The sequence below is a fragment of the Ralstonia nicotianae genome (assembly GCF_018243235.1).
GTDB lineage: Bacteria > Pseudomonadota > Gammaproteobacteria > Burkholderiales > Burkholderiaceae > Ralstonia > Ralstonia nicotianae.
Window position 1 is genome coordinate 3,135,923 of sequence record NZ_CP046674.1, and the last position, 16,807, is coordinate 3,152,729.

Annotated in this window: 17 protein-coding genes; 7 read left to right on the forward strand and 10 right to left on the reverse strand. The window is 69.0% G+C overall.

What is annotated here, in order from left to right; translation table 11 throughout:
* Positions 1-16: 16 nt before the first annotated feature.
* Positions 17-598, reverse strand: a complete 582-nt coding sequence (locus tag GO999_RS14400) for a YqaA family protein (protein ID WP_011000414.1) — start codon at positions 596-598, stop codon at positions 17-19.
* Positions 599-664: 66 nt separating this feature from the next.
* Positions 665-1,912, reverse strand: a complete 1,248-nt coding sequence (locus GO999_RS14405) for a spore maturation protein (protein ID WP_016726625.1) — start codon at positions 1,910-1,912, stop codon at positions 665-667.
* A gap of 128 nt (positions 1,913-2,040) precedes the next feature.
* On the opposite strand from GO999_RS14405, the gene GO999_RS14410 reads away from it, so the two are divergent.
* Positions 2,041-2,520, forward strand: a complete 480-nt coding sequence (locus GO999_RS14410; RefSeq protein WP_071011617.1) for a hypothetical protein — start codon at positions 2,041-2,043, stop codon at positions 2,518-2,520.
* 11 nt (positions 2,521-2,531) lie between these two features.
* Here the strand turns inward: GO999_RS14410 and GO999_RS14415 are convergent, their stop codons facing one another.
* Positions 2,532-3,455 carry an ion channel gene (locus GO999_RS14415; protein WP_016724048.1) on the reverse strand — a complete coding sequence of 308 codons (924 nt, stop codon included), beginning with the start codon at positions 3,453-3,455 and terminating at the stop codon, positions 2,532-2,534.
* A 141-nt stretch (positions 3,456-3,596) separates the two neighbouring features.
* On the opposite strand from GO999_RS14415, the gene ilvA reads away from it, so the two are divergent.
* From ilvA to GO999_RS14430, 3 genes are all read left to right on the forward strand, one after another.
* Entirely contained in the window at positions 3,597-5,120 is a 1,524-nt protein-coding gene (gene ilvA / locus GO999_RS14420; protein ID WP_011000410.1) for a threonine ammonia-lyase, biosynthetic, read from the forward strand.
* Between the two features lie 28 nt (positions 5,121-5,148).
* The gene (gene queF, locus GO999_RS14425) at positions 5,149-5,982 is read left to right on the forward strand and encodes an NADPH-dependent 7-cyano-7-deazaguanine reductase QueF (protein ID WP_019717512.1); all 834 of its coding nucleotides are present in this window, start codon (positions 5,149-5,151) and stop codon (positions 5,980-5,982) included.
* A 226-nt stretch (positions 5,983-6,208) separates the two neighbouring features.
* Positions 6,209-7,549 carry a transporter gene (locus tag GO999_RS14430; protein WP_029240210.1) on the forward strand — a complete coding sequence of 447 codons (1,341 nt, stop codon included), beginning with the start codon at positions 6,209-6,211 and terminating at the stop codon, positions 7,547-7,549.
* Positions 7,550-7,565: 16 nt separating this feature from the next.
* Here the strand turns inward: GO999_RS14430 and GO999_RS14435 are convergent, their stop codons facing one another.
* From GO999_RS14435 to GO999_RS14455, 5 genes are all read right to left on the reverse strand, one after another.
* Positions 7,566-8,129, reverse strand: coding sequence for a hypothetical protein (locus GO999_RS14435; RefSeq protein ID WP_011000407.1), 564 nt, complete (start codon positions 8,127-8,129; stop codon positions 7,566-7,568).
* A 25-nt stretch (positions 8,130-8,154) separates the two neighbouring features.
* Positions 8,155-8,859: a C39 family peptidase gene (locus tag GO999_RS14440; protein ID WP_016724053.1), complete on the reverse strand. Its 705-nt coding sequence runs from the start codon at positions 8,857-8,859 to the stop codon at positions 8,155-8,157.
* A 21-nt stretch (positions 8,860-8,880) separates the two neighbouring features.
* On the reverse strand, positions 8,881-9,309 hold the full coding sequence (locus GO999_RS14445; protein WP_011000405.1) for a hypothetical protein: 429 nt from the start codon (positions 9,307-9,309) through the stop codon (positions 8,881-8,883).
* Positions 9,310-9,442: 133 nt separating this feature from the next.
* Positions 9,443-10,723 (reverse strand): hypothetical protein, encoded by a 1,281-nt coding sequence (locus GO999_RS14450; RefSeq protein WP_165591614.1) that lies wholly within the window; start codon positions 10,721-10,723, stop codon positions 9,443-9,445.
* Between the two features lie 683 nt (positions 10,724-11,406).
* A complete protein-coding gene (locus tag GO999_RS14455) occupies positions 11,407-13,122 on the reverse strand; it encodes an AMP-binding protein (protein ID WP_058907476.1) in 1,716 nt (571 codons plus the stop codon).
* A 228-nt stretch (positions 13,123-13,350) separates the two neighbouring features.
* Between GO999_RS14455 and GO999_RS14460 the strand changes: the two genes are divergently transcribed.
* Entirely contained in the window at positions 13,351-13,860 is a 510-nt protein-coding gene (locus tag GO999_RS14460; protein WP_016726619.1) for a gluconokinase, read from the forward strand.
* Between the two features lie 35 nt (positions 13,861-13,895).
* On the opposite strand, the gene GO999_RS14465 is transcribed toward GO999_RS14460, so the two are convergent.
* Positions 13,896-14,699, reverse strand: a complete 804-nt coding sequence (locus GO999_RS14465) for a hypothetical protein (RefSeq protein WP_011000401.1) — start codon at positions 14,697-14,699, stop codon at positions 13,896-13,898.
* Positions 14,700-14,768: 69 nt separating this feature from the next.
* Positions 14,769-15,722 carry an alpha/beta hydrolase gene (locus GO999_RS14470; protein ID WP_019717506.1) on the reverse strand — a complete coding sequence of 318 codons (954 nt, stop codon included), beginning with the start codon at positions 15,720-15,722 and terminating at the stop codon, positions 14,769-14,771.
* A 216-nt stretch (positions 15,723-15,938) separates the two neighbouring features.
* On the opposite strand from GO999_RS14470, the gene GO999_RS14475 reads away from it, so the two are divergent.
* Together GO999_RS14475 and GO999_RS14480 are read left to right on the forward strand one after the other, a co-directional pair.
* A complete protein-coding gene (locus tag GO999_RS14475; protein WP_011000399.1) occupies positions 15,939-16,373 on the forward strand; it encodes a YeeE/YedE family protein in 435 nt (144 codons plus the stop codon).
* Position 16,374: 1 nt separating this feature from the next.
* Positions 16,375-16,788, forward strand: coding sequence for a YeeE/YedE family protein (locus tag GO999_RS14480; RefSeq protein ID WP_020831200.1), 414 nt, complete (start codon positions 16,375-16,377; stop codon positions 16,786-16,788).
* Positions 16,789-16,807 lie beyond the last annotated feature (19 nt).

Consider the following 16,807-nt stretch of genomic DNA (forward strand, 5'->3'; position numbering starts at 1 on the left):
TGAAGAGGACGAAAAGTCACATCAGGAGCGTCTTGATCCACCCGAAGATGCCGTGCCAGAAACGGTCCGGCAGGGTCAACAGCGCGGCGGTCATGACCAGGTAGCGCAGGAACTTGCCGATCGCCATGTAGGCCACGCTGGGCCAGAAGGACAGCCGCAGCCAGCCGGCCAGCGTGCACAGCGGATCGCCGATGCCGGGCACCCACGACGCCAGCAGCGACACCGGGCCGATGCGGCGCATCCAGCGGAAGTATTTCTTGTCCAGCGGCGGGGCGCGGTGGCGCTGCGGGTGCGGGATGTGCTGCACGTGCTCGGTGTCGTGCTGGCGGCGGCGGCGCGCCAGGTGGAACCGCACCAGCGCCAGCTTGGCCGCATAGCCCATCCACCAGTCGACCGCGCCGCCCAGCGTATTGCCGGCGGCCGCCACGAAGATAGCCGGCCAGAACATCTCGGGATTGAGCTTGATGTAGCCGAACACCGCCGGCTCGGACCCCAGCGGCAGCAGCGTCGCCGAGACAAAGCAGACGATGAAGATGGCGGGCAGCCCCACGTTGGGCAGGGCCAGGGTGGCGAGGAGCCAGGCGATCCACGTTTCCATGCGGTCGATTGTAGAGGCCGGGCGGCGATGGCGTCGCTCGGGGCGCACCCCGGCGGCCCGCGCGCCTCAGCCGAAGAACAGGTAGGCGATCAGCACCGCGCCGACCAGGCCGATCAGGTCGGCCCACAGCCCGCAGGCGAGCGCGTAGCGCGTGTCCTTGATGCCCACGCTGCCGAAATACACGGCCAGCACGTAGAACGTGGTCTCGGTCGAGCCCTGGATGATGGCGGCCAGCTTGCCCTGGAAGGAGTCGACGCCGTAGGTGGTCATCACGTCCACCATCAGGCCGCGCGCGCCGGCGCCGGACAGCGTTTTCATCAGGCCCACGGGCAGCGCCGGCACGAAGCGCGTATCGATGCCCAGGTGGCTGAACGCCGCCGACAGCCCCTGCATCAGGAACTCCATGCAGCCGGCCGCGCGGAACACCGCGATGCCGACCAGCACCGCCACCAGGTACGGCACGATGCCGATCGCCACCTGGAAGCCGTCCTTGGCGCCGTCGACGAAGGTCTCGTAGACATTGATCCGCCGCAGCGCCCCGCACGCCAGGAACGCCACCACGATCGTGAGGATGGCCCCCGCGCCGATCAGGCCGATCCACGCCGCCATCTGCTGGGGCGGAAACTGGCGCAGCCACGCGAACAGCAGCCCCATCGCCGCGACGAAGCCGCCGAAGTACGCCAGCAGCGCCGGCCGGAATAGGTTGATGCGCTGATGCCAGGCCACCGCGGCGATGCCCGCGCAGAAACCGACGAAGGTGGACAGCAGCGTCGGCAGGAAGATGTCGGCCGCGTTGAAGCCGGCCAGCCCCTGCTTGACCGCCAGCGCCTGCCGGATGGCGATCACGGAGGTGGGCACCAGCGTCACGCCGGCGGTGTTGAGCACGACGAACATCAGCTGCGCGTCGCTGGCGCGGCGCGGCTGCGGGTTGATCGACTGCAGCTCGCGCATGGCCTGCAGGCCGAGCGGCGTGGCGGCGTTGTCCAGGCCCAGCACGTTGGCCGAGACGTTCATCATCATCGCCCCGTTGGCCGCGTGGCCCGGCGGCACCGATGGGAACAGGTGGCGCATCAGCGGGTTCACCAGGCGGGCGAACAGGTCCACCACCCCTGCCCGCTCGCCGACGCGCATGATGCCCAGCCACAGCGCCATCATGCCGGTCAGGCCGAGCGCGATCTCGAAGCCGGTGCGCGCGGCGTCGAACATGCCGGTGAGCATGCGGGAGAAGATCTCCATGTCGCCCATCGCCACCTGCACGCAGGCGGTGACGAAGGCGACGAGGAAGAAGGCGAGCCAGACGAGGTTGAGGGCCACGGCGCATTCATGCAGTGCGGAAGCGCCTATTGTGCCGGACCTGCGCGCCAAGCCAGCCGGGCAAGCGCAGAAAGGCAACCTATACTGCCCGGATCACGGTGCAATCCTTTCCAGACAGGGGCGGCCGCATGACCAGAATCCTCATGGCCGGGCTGGCCGGCGGGCTGACCCTGAACGTCGTCATGCTGCTGACGTTCCGCTTGATCGGCTTCGGCTGGAACGGCGGCGGCTTCCTGCTCACGGCCACGATCCAGAGCCGCAAGCTGATCGCGGTGTGGACGCAGATCGAACCGCTGCCGCTGATCGTCGCCAACCCCGCGCCGATGATCGCCGGGCTGGTGCTGTTCGGCGTGGCCCACGCGGCCATCTACGGCTGGCTGGCGCCGGCGTGGCCGCAGGGCGTGCTGCCGAGAGCGCTGCGCTTTGCCGGCCTCACCTTTGTGCTGTCCTACCTGTTCTTTGAATTCTTCACGCCGTTCAACCTGCTCGGCGAGCCGCTCGTGCTGGTGCTGGCGGAACTGGGTTTCTGGGCCGTCATCGCGGCGGCGCAAGCCTGGGTGATCGCGGCGGTCATGGAGCGGCGCGCAGTGCAGCCGAAGGCCGCGTAGTCCCGCGCCGCTCAAGCCTGGCCGGATGATGCGCCAGCGGCCGGCTCGTCCACCGGCACGGTCTCGTGAAAGTTCGCGTAGTCGACATGCGTGACGTTGCCTTCGTCGTGCATCAGGTCGACATAGCGATGCCCCCAGCGAATCTCGTCGTGCCGCCAGGAATGGCGTGCCAGCAGGGTCTGGGCGGCGGTCTCGTCGGAGCCCCCGATGGTGAGCAGCAGCAAGGCATCGCCGGCGGCGAGCGACGCGGCGGTGGCGCCGAAGAGCGGACTCGTCTCGTCGATCACGTGCATCAGGATCCAGCCGAGCAGGAAGATCGGATGCTCGCTGCGCACCAGCGTGAGATCGCGAATCTTGTAGAGCGTGTAGCCCTCGGGCGAGCGTTCGTCCTGCAGCAGGCGCAGCTTGGCCGTGGCCTCGGCGATCACGTTCTGGCGTGCGTTGGCGGCACGCACCATCAGCGTCGGCTTGCCGTTGAGCGTGCGCACGATCGGATTGCGCACGAACATGATCTTGGCGCGCGGCCGCGAGAAGCGCGCGAACACCAGCCCCGTGGCCAGGGCGATGCCCGACATGCCGACGAAGATCTCCAGCGTGGCGATGCAGTGCGCGTAGAGGGTCTGCGGGTGCATGTCGCCGTAGCCGACGGTGGCGAGCGTCTCCACGCTGAAGAAGAACGCCCCGACGAAGCCCGGCGGCGACTGGTTGGCGATGGACGCCGTGCCGAGCGAATACAGCCCGGCGAAGACGGTGTTCAGCATGAAGAACAGCCCGGCGAGCAGCGCGAAGAACGTCGGCCAGTTCACCTCCAGCGCGCGGTGGTAGATGTCGCGCCAGCCGAGCGGCGGCATGCCGTGGGCAATCACATGCTGGGTGCCGGACCAGAGCTTGCGCCCGCGGCGCGTGCGCCGGGAAAGGAACGACCGGATGTCCATCGCTGCCCTCCTCCCGAAAGGTACAGGGGTTGTGCCCGGGCCCCGGGCGGCCGGGGCAGTGTACCGACCGGTCCGGCCCTGGCACAAGACGCCGCGTGATAGGCTTATGGGCTGTCCTCCGTCCAACCCGGTCCCCGCATCATGGCCATCGACTATCTCAAGAAGATCCTGACCGCCAAGGTCTACGACGTCGCGCAGGAAACCGACCTGCAGCCCGCGCCCAGCCTGTCGGCACGCATCGGCAACCGCGTGTACCTCAAGCGCGAAGACAACCAGCCGGTGTTCTCGTTCAAGCTGCGCGGCGCCTACAACAAGATGGCGTCGCTGACGCCGGCCGAGCGCAAGCGGGGCGTGATTACGGCATCGGCGGGCAACCATGCGCAGGGCGTGGCGTTCAGCGCCGCCCGGCTCGGCTGCAAGGCGGTCATCACCATGCCGGTGACGACGCCGCAGCTGAAGATCGACGGCGTGCGCTCGCGCGGCGGCGAGTGGGTCGAGATCGTGCTGCACGGCGAAAGCTATACGGATGCGTACGACCACGCCGTCAAGCTGCAGGAGAAGCACGGCTACACCTTCGTCCACCCGTTCGACGATCCGGAGGTGATCGCGGGCCAGGGCACCATTGCCGTGGAGATCCTGCGCCAGCATCCGGAGCCGATCCACGCCATCTTCGCGGCGATCGGCGGCGGCGGGCTGGTGTCGGGCATCGCGGCCTACGTGAAGGCGGTGCGCCCGGACATCAAGGTGATCGGCGTGCAGACGGCGGATTCCGATGCGATGGCCTGCTCGGTGGCGGCCGGCAAGCGGGTGACGCTGCGGGACGTGGGCTTGTTCTCGGACGGCACGGCGGTCAAGCTGGTCGGCAAGGAAACCTTCCGCCTGACCCGCGAACTGGTCGACGAGATCATCACCGTGGACACCGACGCCATCTGCGCGGCGCTCAAGGACGTGTTCCAGGACACCCGCAGCGTGCTGGAGCCGGCGGGCGCGCTGGCGCTGGCCGGGCTCAAGCAGTACGCGGCGGACCGCAAGCTCAAGAGCCAGTCGCTGGTGGCGATCGCGTCCGGCGCCAACATGAACTTCGACCGCCTGCGCTTCGTGGCCGAGCGCGCCGAGGTGGGCGAGGCGCGCGAAGCCGTGTTCGCGGTGACGATTCCGGAGGAGCGCGGCAGCTTCAGGCGCTTCTGCGAGGTGGTCGGCTGGTCGCGCAGCGTGACCGAGTTCAACTACCGCATCGCCGACAAGAACGAGGCGCACATCTTCGTGGGCGTGCAGATCGCCTCGCGCGCCGAGGGCGACAAGATCGCCGACGGCTTCCGCAAGCACGGCTTCCCGACGCTGGACCTGTCCAACGACGAACTGGCCAAGCAGCACATCCGCTACATGGTGGGCGGGCATTCGCCGCTGGCCGAGAACGAGCTGCTGTACCGCTTCGAGTTTCCCGAGCGGCCCGGCGCGCTGATAAAGTTCCTCTCGAGCATGAGCCCGAACTGGAACATCAGCCTGTTCCACTACCGCAACCAGGGCGCGGATTCGAGCAACATCCTGGTCGGCATCCAGGTGCCGAAGAACGAGAAGCGCGCGTTCAAGGCCTTCCTCGCCACGCTCGGCTACACGTTCTGGGACGAAAGCGAGAACCCGGTCTACGGACTGTTCCTGCGCTGATCCCATCCGTTGCCGTGGAGTCTTCCGCATGAGCCATCCCGAACACTCACCGCTGGGCAAGGTCTCGGCCTACAAGACGCAGTACGACCCGAGCCTGCTGTTCCCCATTCCGCGCCAGGCCAAGCGTGACGAGATCGGCCTGGCCGCCGGCAGCGCGCTGCCCTTCTTCGGCATCGATCTGTGGAACCTGTACGAGCTGTCGTGGCTGAACCTCAAGGGCAAGCCGCAGGTGGCGATCGGCACCGTGATCGTGCCGGCGGATTCACCCAACATCGTCGAATCGAAGTCGTTCAAGCTGTACCTGAACGCGTTCAACCAGACCAAGGTGGCCTCGAGCGAGGCGCTGCAGCAGCTGATCCATCACGACCTGTCGGAGGCGTGCGGCGCGCCGGTGCAGGTGCGCATCGTGCCGCAGGAGGAATTTGCCCGACAGAAGATGGGCGAGCTCGCAGGCCTGTCGCTCGACCGGCTGGACGTCGAAACCGACGTCTACCAGCCCACGCCCGGGCTGCTGCATGCCGACCAGGACGAAAGCCCGGTGGAGGAAGTGCTGGTGTCGCACCTGCTCAAGTCCAACTGCCTGGTGACGGGCCAGCCGGACTGGGGCAGCGTGCAGATCCGCTACGTGGGCGCGCCGATCAACCAGGAAGGGCTGCTCAAGTACCTGATCTCGTTCCGCGAGCACAACGAATTCCACGAGCAGTGCGTCGAGCGCATCTTCATGGACATCCAGCGCCAGTGCCGGCCGGTCAAGCTGGCGGTGTACGCGCGCTATACGCGGCGCGGCGGGCTGGATATCAACCCGTTCCGGACCAACTTCAACACGCCCTGGCCGGACAACCTGCGCAACGCGCGCCAATAGGCCGCGCGTGCCGGCCGCACGCAGACCAGGGCGCCTTCGGGCGCCCTTTTTTCTTGCCCGCGCGTCGACCGAACGACATACGCGGCATCGTCCGTTTTGGGGACCCGCGCGGGGCTTTCGTTTCGCCCCTGCTCGCCTATAGTGGAACCGCAGTCCGGCACCCGGGGGAATCGCGAGGCACCCGTCCGCTCTTGTGGAGGGGGCTCTCTCGACGGGGGACATGGCCATGACGACGACGCCATGGTGGCCGCTACGCGCGGTTGCGTGTGCATGCCTGTTGCTGAGCGGCAGGCCGATCCTTGCGCAGACGACGAACGAGGTGGTGGATGACAAGCCGCCGAGTTTCGAAACCCTGCAGCGGCAACTCGCCGAGGAGCAGGCGCGCCTGAGCGAACTCAAGCGCGCCATCCAGCAGCAGGAAGCCCGCCTGAACGACATGCGGCGCGCCCTCGGCATGGGTGCGCTGGACGATGTGCGCGGTGCCGGGGCACCCGGCGCGGGCGCGGATTCGGGCAGCGCCACCGGCACGACCGGCAGCGCGGCCTCGCAGATGGCGCAGAACGGCCAGCCCGGCGCCACGCCGGTGGGCCAGCCGCCCGCCGAGACCGGCCAGCCGCCACGCGTCGCGCAGATCTTCGACGAGCCCAGCGCGCTCACGCCGCCCGGCAAGGTGGTGGTCGAGCCCTCGCTGCAGATGGCGTATTCGTCGTCCGACCGGGTGGCGCTGGTGGGCTACACCATCATCCCGGCGCTGCTGATCGGCCTGATCGACGTGCGCCAGGTCAAGACCACCACGCTCACCGGCACGGTGGCGGTGCGCTACGGGCTGGCCAAGCGCTGGGAGCTCGAAGCGCGCGTGCCCTACGTCTACAGCACCAGCGAGAATGTCAGCCGCGAGATCTTCACCGGCACGGCCACCGACCGCGCCTTCAGCTCGCACGGCCACGGCATCGGCGACGTCGAGCTGACCGCGCGCTACCAGCTCAACGCCGGCGGCATCGACAAACCGTTCTATATCGGCTGGCTGCGCTTCAAGACCCGCACCGGCAAAGACCCGTTCGAGGTCACCACCGACTGCATCACGCGCTGCGTCAGCAACACCACCGGCACCGGACTGCCGCTGCAGCAGCCCACCGGCTCGGGCTTCTTCGCGGTGCAGCCGGGACTGACCTGGCTGTACCCGACCGATCCGGCCGTGTTCTTCGGCAGCATCAGCTACCTGCACAACTTCGAGCGCAAGGACGTCAGCCTGAACCTGGTGGACGGCTCGAAGGAGTTCCTGGGCGACGTGAAGGCCGGCGACATCATCGGCCTGAACTTCGGCATGGGGCTGGCACTGAACGAGCGCGCCGCGTTCTCGATCGGCTACGACCAGAGCATCATCGGCCCGACCAGGCAGAACGGCCAGCGCGTGCCGGGCTCGGTGCGCACCATCCTGGGCACGCTGCTGGTCGGCTACTCGTACCGCATCTCGCCCAAGATGACGCTGAACCTGTCGGTGGGCGCGGGGCTCACGCGCGACACGCCCGACCTGACGGTCACGCTGCGCCTGCCGATCACCTTCTAGGACGCGGCCGGCCCGCTCAGTGCGGGTTGACCACGTTCGTCAGCGCGTTCTGCAGGAGGTTGCCGAGATTGAGTTGCCGGAACTGCGGCAGGCTGTTGACGGCGGCGTTGATGGTGGTGAGCGATTGCAGCGTCTGGTTGTTCAGCGTGTTCTGGATCACCGTCGCGGCCGCGGTGGCGCCGGCGACGGCATCCGGCGAAAACGCGTTGTTGGGCCCGTTCTGCACCAGGCTGACGGTGTTGGCGACCGCCGCCAGCTGACGCGCCTGGTCGGCCGTCATGCGCGCCACGTCGGGAATGTTGACCGACACGCTCGTCGTCAGGGCGCCGTTCACGTAGACGGCGCGGTCGATGCCGAACGAGATCCGCAGGTTGTCCACGCTGGGAATGTCGAAGCCGCCGCGCATGTCGTCGAGCCGGTCTTCCGACACGGCCGTCCACGCATGTACGGGGTTCGGCCGCGCGCCTTCCGTGCCGTCCATGCAGTCCAGGCAGGCGTCCAGCCCGCCCGCCCAGGCCGGCGCCGAGCCGGCGCAGGCGAGCAGGCCGACCGCGCAAGCAGTCCATGCCAACCGTCCCATGATGCCCTCCAGCGCGCGGTCCGCCTCAGAAATCGCCCGGACCGTGCTTGGGGATGACGATGTTCCCCAGGCCGCTGCGCTCGGGCCCTTCGGCCAGCGGCGCGCGCGGCGCGACGCGCCAATCCGCTCCGGTGTTGAACGCGGCGCGTTCCTCGCGGTTGTGGATGACGAACAGCAAATGGTTGTCCCACATGCCCTCGAAGCTGGCACGGGGAATCGCGCGCGTGCCCATGGCCGGATCGCCGACCAGCACGCGCCCCGCCTGGACGCCCTTGACCACGACAAAGTGGTGGTAACCGTTCTCGCTCAGCAGCACGATGGCGGGCAGGTGGGCATCCTTCAACGCATCCAGCGGCTGCTCGAAGCCGTCCGCCTCGAAGCCCTGCGACTCGAGATAGCGCTTGATGTCGAGCAGCGAGAACCCCTCGCGCCGGATCTTCTCCTGGTTGCCATGCCGGTACATGGCCTCGAACACGACCTGTTCGCTGACCGGATAGCCGTACTGGTACGTCAGCAGCGTCGCCACCGCGGCCGAGCCGCAGCTGAAATCGAAGCGCTGCCGGATCGTGCGCAGGAAGCGCATCTCCTTCATGCTCGTGACCGGCACGGTGTACAGCGCGCCGCCCGCGCCCGGCATGTCGATCGAGCCGGCGCGCGCCGGTGCCGGCACCATCAGCGGCGCCAGCGCCCCTGCCATCGCCAGCAGCGTCGCCCACCCCATCCCACGCATGGCGTCATCCCCGTCGCGCGGTCAGGGCCGGAACTGCACGTTGACGATGGTGGCGTTCTGGATCAGCACGTTCGCGCCGGTGTTCTGGATGACCGTGGGAATCCCGCTCGCATTGGCGAAGGAGCCGTCGCGCACGATGTTCGCCCCCGTCGCCACGTTGATGGCGGCGTTGTCCGTCACGGTGCCGGACAGCCTGGCGTCGTTGACGGTCTGGTACAGCGGCTGCGTCCCGCCGCGATAACCTTCGAGCGCAGATGCCTCCACCGCCTGGCCGAATCCCTGCACCACCGTGGCCGCGGCGACCGGGGGACGCGCCGCCTCCACGCTGGGCTGCAAGGACGCGTCCGCGACCGGGACATCGTCCGCCGCCATTGCCATCGCCGCGGGCCATGCCGCGAGGCCGCATGCGCACAGCCATGCCGCCAGTCCTGCTGCGTTGTCGGATCGCATCGAGCGCCTCCTTCACGTTCCGACCCGGGCCGGGCCGCTTGCCCGCGGTCCGGCCCGACCTTCCGCCGCCGGCGCCCGCCTTCACTGCTCGCGCGCCGGCGGCGGCACTTCCCCGCTCAAGCCTGACGGCCGCTTACTTGCCGACATTCAGGTTGGCCTGCACGTTGATGCTTTGCTGCACCAGCGAAGCGAAGCCGCTGTTTTGATTGGCGACCATCACGCCCGCAGCGGATTGGCCGACGCTGGTCATGGCGTTGGACATGTTGAAGGTGCCCGCATCCACGGCCACCGCACCGCCAGCGCCACCCGCACCGCCGACCGCGCCATTGCCGACACCGCCGTTGCCGGTGCCGCCCATGCCGCCCGCGGCACCCACGGCACCGGTCGCGCCGTTGCCCGCGGTGGTCGAAGCCGAGCCGTTGGTCGCGCTGCCGTTGGCCGCGCCGCCGCCCGCGCCGCCTGCGCCGGCAACGTTGGTGGCCATGCCGCCCGCGGCACCCGCGCCGCCCGTGCTCGAGCCCGTCGCCGCGCTCGTGCCGGTGCCCGCGCCGCCCGAGGCCGACGACGCGCCGCTGCTGACCGAGCCGCCTGCGCCGCCCGCACCGCCGGCCGCGCCGGCGGCACCGCCGGTCGCCGTGCCGGAGCCATGGTGACGATTGGCATCGCCGCCAGCCGCGCCGGCACCGCCACCGCTGCCGCCACCGCCGCCACCGGCTGCGCTGGCACTGCCGGCCCAGCCGCCCAGGCCCGCGCCAAGGCTGGCCGAGAGCGTGCCGGAGCTACCGCCCGCGCCACCGCTGCCCGCGTTGCCGCCGGCACTCCCGCCCATGGCACCGTTGCCCGCCGTCGCACCGCCATTGGTCGCGCTGCCGTGCGTGACACTGCCCGAGCTGCCACCCGAGCCGCCGCTGCCGCCCGCGCCGCCAGCCCCACCGCTGCCGCCGGTGCCGCTGCCGCCATAGCCGTAGCCACCCCTGCCGCCGCTGCCGCCGTTGGCCGTGCCGGTATTGGTCGCGACATTGCCGATCCCGGAAACGCTGATGTTGCTCACCGCGCCATCCAGCCGGGAAATGGCGATGGCCTTGCTGGTGTTGAAGGAATTGCTGAACGTGGACACTGCGGTACCACCGTTGTTGGCGGCCGCGGTGCCATAGCCTTCGGCGTGTGCCCAGCCGCTGTTGTCGCGGTTGCTGCCCTGGCTTTGGTCGTTGTTCTGGTTGGAGTTGTCTGTGTTCCGTGTGCTCGTACGCGAGCTGGTGTCGGTCGTTGTCGTTGTCGTGGTGTTGGTGATGGTGGACGTGTTGGTTTGGGTCTTGTCACCCGCGCCGGACGCCGTGTTCCCGATGTCGGCCCATGCCGCGCCAGAGACCCCCAATCCCATGGCGATGGCGGTGGCCAGTAACGTCTTCTTCATAGCGCACTCCAGAAAGAGAGAAGGGGCGGTTTGCTTGCTGCACTGGGAGACCTCACCCACCCCGGGGCGGCTGTTCGCATATTCGGTGCCATCCGCGAGGCCGGCCGCACAGCGGATCGCTAACCAATTGAAAACGTGGAGGAATCGGAAAGCCCGCGGCCGCCCGCGTGCGCAGTGCCGCGCAAATGTGTCGGGACGTACATTCTTTGGCGCGGGAATCGGAGCGATTCGGTTGCGCGGCTGTAACAGTCCAGCGCGCCGCCGTGCCGCGCGAACGTCGGCGCATCGCGCGAAGCGCCGCGCGCCGCCTGCGGATGCCGCCGGTGCGCACGCTTCAATGCGCAGGCAGCGACCGGGTTTCGGGCCTGATACAACCGGGCCCGCGCACATTCATTCGATGTAGGCAGGCAGGCCGGCCAGCAAGCATCCCCGCAGGCACTCGCATGTTGCGGCACGGCAACCGCGGGACAGGCGCCGGCCGCGCGGGCATCGCGCACACCTGTCCGGCCTTCGGCACGACATCACCGAGAAACAGGCAGGGCAACGGTTTCGGCGGGGGCGATGCCGGACAGCCGAATTGCCGGCCCGCGCACGATGCCGGGCGCATCGTGCGCGGCGTCACGCCAACGACATGCGGTGTGCGGCGGATCGGCATTTCATCCGAGAAACCGCGCGCCGCCGTATCAGGCCGTGGCAGCCACAGTCAGCCTGAGCTCTTCGATCATGCGCTCGCGCATGACGAATTTCTGGACCTTGCCCGTCACCGTCATCGGCATCTCGGTGACGAAGCGGATGTAGCGCGGGATCTTGTAGTGCGCGATCTGTCCTTGGCAGAATTCGCGGATCTCCTCTTGCGTGGCCTGCTGGCCGGGCTTGAGCACGATCCACGCGCACACTTCCTCGCCGTACTTCGGATCGGGCACGCCGAACACGTTGACGGCCTGCACCTTCGGGTGGCGGAAGAGGAATTCCTCGATCTCGCGCGGGTACACATTCTCGCCGCCGCGGATCAGCATGTCCTTCACGCGGCCGACGATGTTGCAGTAGCCGTCGGCGTCGAAGGTGGCGAGATCGCCGGTGCGCATCCAGCCGTCTTGGATGGACTCGGCGGTCTTGGCCTCGTCGTCCCAGTAGCCGAGCATCACCGAATAGCCCCTGGTGCACAGCTCGCCCTTCTCGCCCACCGGCACCACCTCGCCCGCGCCGTCCACCAGCTTGACCTGCAGGTGCGGCTGGACGCGGCCCACGGTGGTCACGCGCTTGTCGAGCGGATCGGTCACGGCGCTCTGGAACGACACGGGGCTGGTCTCCGTCATGCCGTAGGCGATGGTGATCTCGCGCAGGTGCATCTCGGCCACCACGCGCTTCATCACCTCGATCGGACACGGCGAGCCGGCCATGATGCCGCCGCGCAGGCTGGACACATCGAAGCCGGGGAATTCGGGATGATCGAGCTGCGCGATGAACATGGTCGGCACGCCGTGCAGCGCGGTGCAGCGCTCCTCGGCCACGGCGCGCAGCGTGGCGAGCGGGTCGAAGGCCTCGCCCGGGAAGACCATGCACGCACCGGTGGCGGCGCAGGCGAGCACCGACATCACCATGCCGAAGCAGTGGTACAGCGGCACCGGAACGCACAGGCGGTCCGTGCCCTGCAGATTCATCGCCATGGCCACGAAGCGCGCGTTGTTGACGATGTTGACGTGGGTGAGCGTGGCGCCCTTGGGCGCGCCGGTGGTGCCGCTGGTGAACTGGATGTTGATCGCATCATCGGGCGACAGCGCGGCGGTGATGGCGTCGAGCGTGCCGGCGGGTACGCCCTGCCCGCGCGCAATCACCTCGTCGAAGCGGATCATGCCGGGCGTGGCCCCCTCGCCCATCCGGATGACCCAGCGCAGCGCCGGCAGCTTCGCGGCCCGCAGGGCACCCGGCTGCGCCGTGGCCAGCTCGGGTGCCAGCGTCTGCAGCATCTCCAGATAGCGCGAGGTCTTGAACGCCTCGGCCACCACGATGGCCTTGCAGCCGACCTTGTTGAGCGCGTATTCCAGCTCCGTGAGCCGGTAGGCCGGATTGATGTTGACCAGGATCAGCCCGAGCCGCGCGGTGGCGAACTGCGTCAGCACCCATTCGTAGCGGTTGGGCGACCAGATGCCGATGCGCTCGCCGCGCTGCAGCCCCAGCGCGTGCAGGCCGGCGGCCAGCGCATCGACCTGCTCGGCGAACGCGCGCCACGTGCAGCGCACGCCCTGCTCCCGGAACACCACCGCCTGCGCATCGGGACAGCGGCGCACCGTGTCCGCCAGCAACGCGGGCACGCTCACGTGCGCCAGCGGCACCGACATATCGCCCACCACGGACGACACACCGCCGCGCGGACGCGGATCGAACGCTTCACCAGCCATGGACGTCTCCTCCAGTATGGATTCGGCACCGGCCGCGTTCTGTGCGGGCCTGGTTTGGGTTGCCTCTGCGTACAGCAGCCTGCAATTTGACGCAGCCCGGCGCGTTTGGCAATCGGCTCGCGGATGGACGACGAGGCCTGAGCATTGCTGCATCGCAGCAGAAAAAATCCGGGCCGGCCACCGCCGACGCGCTACCATGCCCGCCTGACGTTTCGGATGGGATTGGCGATGATCGTTGTGGTGATGGGTGTGTCGGGGTGCGGCAAGTCGACGGTGGGCCGCATGATTGCCGAGCGGCTGGGGTGCACCTTCCGCGACGGCGACGAATTCCACAGCGAGGCCAATCGCGCCAAGATGCACGCCGGCATCCCGCTCAACGACGACGACCGCAAGCCCTGGCTCGAAACCATCCGCGCCTACATGGACGAGACCACGGCCGGCGGCCGCTCGCTGGTGGTGGCGTGCTCGGCGCTCAAGGAACGGTACCGCGACGTGCTGCGCGGCCCGTCGGGCAGCACGGCGTTCGTCTACCTGAAAGGGGACTTCGAGCTGCTGCGGAACCGCCTGGCCGCCCGCCAGGATCACTTCTTCAACCCGGTGCTGCTGCGCAGCCAGTTCGACGCGCTGGAAGAGCCCGCCGACGCCATCGTGGTGGACATTGCGCTGCCGCAGGAGACCGTCGCGCAGCAGGCCGTCGAACAGCTGCAGGCGCGCATGGCGCATCGCCCGGCGGCCTGACGCGCACGCACCGCTGCCACGGCGCATCAACTGCGTCAGCTACGCGAGAGCTGCTGCAGCACGGCCTGCACGTCCCCGTTGCACACCCGGCTCATGCGGTCCTGCTCCTGGGGCGTGTCGATCTGCTCGTGCGCCTGCAGCCCCAGTTCGATCAGCGACCGCGCGCGCGGCAGCCAGTGGCGCGAGAGTGCCGCCTCAAGTTCGGCGGCCATGCGGTCCGGATCGCCGAAGTACAGGCGACCGCCGTATTCGCGCTGAATCTCCTGGCGGATGAGCTCGGCCGCGCGCGGCAGCACGGCCCGGTTCACGGCCACATGCCGCATCTCGTGCGCGCGGATCGCCTCGTAGGCGCACGAGCCCGGCGCGAACTCGCGCGCCACCGTCACGCGGAAATCGCTCAAGATCAGCACCACGTCAACCGACGGCCGCAGGCAGGTGGTCGGCGGCTGCGTCGGCAGGGCGATGTAGCGGGTCGTGACGGCGAACTGCGCAGCCAGCGTGGCGTACGTCTTGCCCAGCACGCGCGAGGCACGGTCATAGGGCGGGGCCTCGGCGGTGAGCTGATCGACGGAGCGGTCGTTGGTGAAGGCCAGCGGCGTCTCGTTGGTGCGCACGGTGACATGCATCGGCCCCAGCCGCTCATCGCAAGTCTTCAGCCAATAGCTCTTGGATGCGCCCATCGGCAGGGGCGTGCCGCCCGGCGGCGTGTCGGTGGCCGCGGCCACGGTCTCGATCGGCGAAAACCGGACATGCGTCAGCCGCGCGCGGTCATGCCGGCTCCATTGCCATGCGCCGGCCACCGCAGCCAACGCCAACACCAATGCCATCACCCGACGCATGATGGGCTCCCCGTTCGATGCCATTCCATTCGTGCATGCAGCGCTTTTCGGGCGCCGTCTGTGTCTGTGTCATGCCGGCGCGCATTCCGCCGGCACCGCGCGGCCCGCCGTCATGCGACGCACCGCATCGCCGGACTGCCGCAGCGCCTTGCGCGCCTCTGGTAAGAAAGGATAGAAGATCGGCCACACATGTGGGAGCCGCCGGCCCAATTCCACCGAAACGGATACGCCCGCGGCGCGCGCCCGCTCGGCCATCCGGAGGGTATCGTCGCGCAGCACTTCGCTGGTGCTGACATAGCAGTGCAGCGGCGGCAGCCCGGTGAAATCGGCGTACAGCGGCGAGGCCAGCGGATGGTCGGCCGGCACGCCGGAGTCGCCCAGATAGAGCGTCGCGCCGCGCGCCATCCAGGCACCGCGGAACATCACGTCGGAGGCATCGTTCTCGACCAGGCTGGCGCCGGTGGCGGCCAGATCGGTCCACGGCGAATACAGGATCGCGCCGGCCGGCAGCGGATCGCCGGCATCGCGCAGGGCCACCAGCAGCGCCAGCGACAGCCCGCCGCCCGCCGAATCCCCCGCCACCACGATGCGCGACGGCGCGACCCGCTGCGCCAGCAAGCCCCGATAGCCGGCCAGCGCATCGAGCACGGCTGCGGGAAACGGATGCTCGGGCGCCAGGCGGTAATCCAGCGCGAACACGCGCGCCCGTGCATGCACGGCCAGACCGATGGTGATGGAGCGATGCGTGCGCGGGCTGCAGAAAAAGTAGCCGCCGCCGTGCAGATAGAACACCACCGGCGGCGCATCGCCAAGACTGTCGGGATCGGCCGGCTCGATCCATTCACCGGGCAGCGCGCCGTCGGCCCGAACGATGCGCCAGTCCGGCGGCAGGCGCACCGGCATCGGCATCGATCGCGTCTCTGCGTTGACGCGCGTTGCGATCGGGTCGAACGGCAAGCGCTCGGTCGGCTTCTTGATGCGATTGCGCGCCAGCCACGACACCACCCAGTTCTGCCAGCTCATTGCCTGCCCCATGCCCAGAAACGTCCAGCGTAGCGGGGTTGCGCCATCCGGACAATGGGCGCGCGTCGCGCCTGCCATGTGCCCGCCGGCAGCCCGCGGACCGGTCGCGTCCCGCGAAGCCTGTCCCGCTGCCGTGCCCGAGCGTCCGGCACATCCGCCCAACAATCTATAAATTTATATATTATTGGGTCCTTAATTGATGGCAGACTCGCAGACATGACGATCGATCTCGCACACTTCACCCCGGGCCCCGCCCTGATCGGCGGACTGGCCATCGGCGCGGCGGCGGCGATGCTGGTGCTGTTCAACGGCCGCATCGCCGGCATCAGCGGCATCCTGGGCGGACTGCTCGAACGCCCGCGCGACGACATGGCGTGGCGCCTGGCCTTCCTCGCCGGGCTGATCGGCGCGCCGGTGCTGGCGGCGGCCCTCGGCCGGCCGCTGGTGCCCGACATCGGGGCGGGCTGGGGCGAAGTCCTTGCGGCCGGCTTCGTGGTGGGCCTGGGCACGCGCTACGCGGGCGGCTGCACCAGCGGCCATGGCGTGTGCGGGCTGTCGCGCGGCTCGCTGCGCTCGCTGGTGGCCACCGCGACCTTCATGGCGGCGGGCGTTCTCACCGTCTTCGTGCAGCGGCACGTGCTGGGAGGCTGACATGGCCGTCCTCATTGCATGGGCAGCGGGGCTGCTATTCGGTGCCGGACTCATGGTGTCGGGCATGGCCAGTCCGGCCAAGGTGCTCGGCTTTCTCGATCTCGCCGGCCGCTGGGATCCGTCGCTGGCCTTCGTGATGGCCGGGGCGATCCTGGTCGGCGCCATCGCGTTCTTCATCGCGCGGCGGCGCGGGCGTTCGCTGCTGGGGCTGCCGGTCCGGCTGCCGGCCGGCGCGGCGATCACGGCGCGGCTCGTGCTCGGCAGCGCGGCGTTCGGGATCGGCTGGGGACTGGCGGGATTCTGCCCCGGTCCGGCGCTGGTCGCGCTCGGGGCCGGCGCGCCGAAAGCCTGGGGCTTCGTCGCCGCCATGCTGGCGGGCATGGCGGTCTTCAGCGCGATGGAACGGCGGCGCTAGACACCGCTCGCGAACAAGC

Excerpts from the sequence above, each read along its gene's own strand:
- GO999_RS14430 (WP_029240210.1), top strand. The coding sequence starts at position 6,209 with ATGACGACGACGCCATGGTGGCCGCTACGCGCGGTTGCGTGTGCATGC.
- GO999_RS14455 (WP_058907476.1), bottom strand. The coding sequence starts at position 13,122 with ATGGCTGGTGAAGCGTTCGATCCGCGTCCGCGCGGCGGTGTGTCGTCC.
- GO999_RS14435 (WP_011000407.1), bottom strand. The coding sequence starts at position 8,129 with ATGGGACGGTTGGCATGGACTGCTTGCGCGGTCGGCCTGCTCGCCTGC.
- GO999_RS14460 (WP_016726619.1), top strand. The coding sequence starts at position 13,351 with ATGATCGTTGTGGTGATGGGTGTGTCGGGGTGCGGCAAGTCGACGGTG.
- GO999_RS14465 (WP_011000401.1), bottom strand. The coding sequence starts at position 14,699 with ATGCGTCGGGTGATGGCATTGGTGTTGGCGTTGGCTGCGGTGGCCGGC.
- GO999_RS14415 (WP_016724048.1), bottom strand. The coding sequence starts at position 3,455 with ATGGACATCCGGTCGTTCCTTTCCCGGCGCACGCGCCGCGGGCGCAAG.
- ilvA (WP_011000410.1), top strand. The coding sequence starts at position 3,597 with ATGGCCATCGACTATCTCAAGAAGATCCTGACCGCCAAGGTCTACGAC.
- GO999_RS14450 (WP_165591614.1), bottom strand. The coding sequence starts at position 10,723 with ATGAAGAAGACGTTACTGGCCACCGCCATCGCCATGGGATTGGGGGTC.
- GO999_RS14410 (WP_071011617.1), top strand. The coding sequence starts at position 2,041 with ATGACCAGAATCCTCATGGCCGGGCTGGCCGGCGGGCTGACCCTGAAC.
- GO999_RS14470 (WP_019717506.1), bottom strand. The coding sequence starts at position 15,722 with ATGAGCTGGCAGAACTGGGTGGTGTCGTGGCTGGCGCGCAATCGCATC.
- GO999_RS14440 (WP_016724053.1), bottom strand. The coding sequence starts at position 8,859 with ATGCGTGGGATGGGGTGGGCGACGCTGCTGGCGATGGCAGGGGCGCTG.
- GO999_RS14400 (WP_011000414.1), bottom strand. The coding sequence starts at position 598 with ATGGAAACGTGGATCGCCTGGCTCCTCGCCACCCTGGCCCTGCCCAAC.
- GO999_RS14445 (WP_011000405.1), bottom strand. The coding sequence starts at position 9,309 with ATGCGATCCGACAACGCAGCAGGACTGGCGGCATGGCTGTGCGCATGC.
- GO999_RS14480 (WP_020831200.1), top strand. The coding sequence starts at position 16,375 with ATGGCCGTCCTCATTGCATGGGCAGCGGGGCTGCTATTCGGTGCCGGA.
- queF (WP_019717512.1), top strand. The coding sequence starts at position 5,149 with ATGAGCCATCCCGAACACTCACCGCTGGGCAAGGTCTCGGCCTACAAG.
- GO999_RS14475 (WP_011000399.1), top strand. The coding sequence starts at position 15,939 with ATGACGATCGATCTCGCACACTTCACCCCGGGCCCCGCCCTGATCGGC.